The sequence below is a fragment of the Methylobacterium sp. WL18 genome (assembly GCF_008040015.1).
Classification (GTDB): domain Bacteria; phylum Pseudomonadota; class Alphaproteobacteria; order Rhizobiales; family Beijerinckiaceae; genus Methylobacterium; species Methylobacterium mesophilicum.
In genome coordinates, this window is record NZ_VRVD01000943.1 from 1 (window position 1) to 1,335 (window position 1,335).

Annotated in this window: 1 protein-coding gene and 1 pseudogene; one reads left to right on the plus strand and one right to left on the minus strand. The window is 71.8% G+C overall.

Annotated features, from left to right (window positions below; genetic code table 11):
* Positions 1-649, minus strand: a pseudogene (locus FV228_RS29930) (adenylate/guanylate cyclase domain-containing protein); the annotation flags it as partial.
* A gap of 328 nt (positions 650-977) precedes the next feature.
* Here FV228_RS29930 and FV228_RS29935 point away from each other — a divergent pair.
* The coding region (locus tag FV228_RS29935) for a DNA-3-methyladenine glycosylase (protein ID WP_147857751.1) at positions 978-1,335 on the plus strand (358 nt) is incomplete at its 3' end.

Consider the following 1,335-nt stretch of genomic DNA (forward strand, 5'->3'; position numbering starts at 1 on the left):
GGCCGCCCTGCGCGAAGCCGAGCAGGGCGAGGACCGGCACCAGCACCGCCACCGCCAGCAGCCAGGGGGCGGCGCGCCCGAAGGCGGGCTTCAGCCGGAGCCAAAAATACAGGCCGGAGCAGCCGTGGATCCAGGCGATGACCAGCATCGCCGCCTGCATCGCGCCCTGCTGCGGCGCGGCGACCCAGAAGGCGTAGAGTTCCTGCGCGTAGCCCTTGTCCAGCCCCTCGGTGGCGAAGGCGATCCGGGTGCCCGCGATGTGGCTGATGAGCAGCGGCGGGATCAGCAGGCCGGAGACCATCTGCACCACCTCGCCGGGCCGCCAGCGGAAGTAGCGGGCGGCGTAGAGGGCCTGGAGCCCGAGCAGCAGGTGGATCAGCAGGGCGCCGTAGAGCAGCGCCAAGCCGAGCGGGTTGAGCCACAGGGCGGAGGCGATGTCGAGGCCGTCCTCCATGGCGTCGAGGGAGACGTTGCCGAGGGCATGGTTGGTCAGGTGGGTCAGGATGTAGGCGAACAGCACCAGCCCGCTGCCGAGGCGCAGGCGGCGGACGCCGAGGATGGGGCGGATCCGGGCGCGCAGCGGGATCGGGGCGGCCGGCAAACCCCCGGCGGAGGTTCGGAGCGTCGCGATCGACGAGGTGCGCGTCATGCTGGGAGGTCCGACGAGATCGGCAGCGGGCCCGGTCTGGCCGGCCTGTCGTACCAGCAAACCGCGTCCGCGGCCTCCGCCGTATTTCAACTGGCCGGCGAATTTCGGGTCGGGACCGGACCGAAGACGGCCCGACAGACTTCGCGGTCACTGCGAAGCGAACGAAAAAGGCATCGCCGTCGGCCGGGGATCCACGAAGAATTGCGCGGCCCATCCGCGACTTCTACGAAGCCTGCGGGGTCGGACCCGGATGCCGGGCAAACGTCAACCAAACGGACCGCCGGGCGTTGGCCGGCTGGGCTGACACCATCCGGATGACACTGCCAGCATGACACCCGTCGATCCGAGGCCCGACCCGTTCTTCGCCCGGAACGCCGCCGCGGTGGCGGCGGAGCTGGTCGGGGCGCGGCTCTGGGTCGGCGCGGCGGGCGGGCGCATCGTCGAGACGGAGGCCTACGACCGGACCGACCCGGCCTCCCACAGCTTCGCGGGCCCGACCCGCCGGAACGCCAGCATGTTCGGGTCGCCCGGGCACGTCTACGTCTACCGGTCCTACGGGCTGCACTGGTGCCTGAACCTGGTCTGCGAGCCCGGCAGCGCGGTGCTGCTCCGGGCGATCGAGCCGACCGAGGGCCTGGCCGCCATGGCGGAGCGGCGCGGCACGGACGATCCGCTTCTGCTCTGCG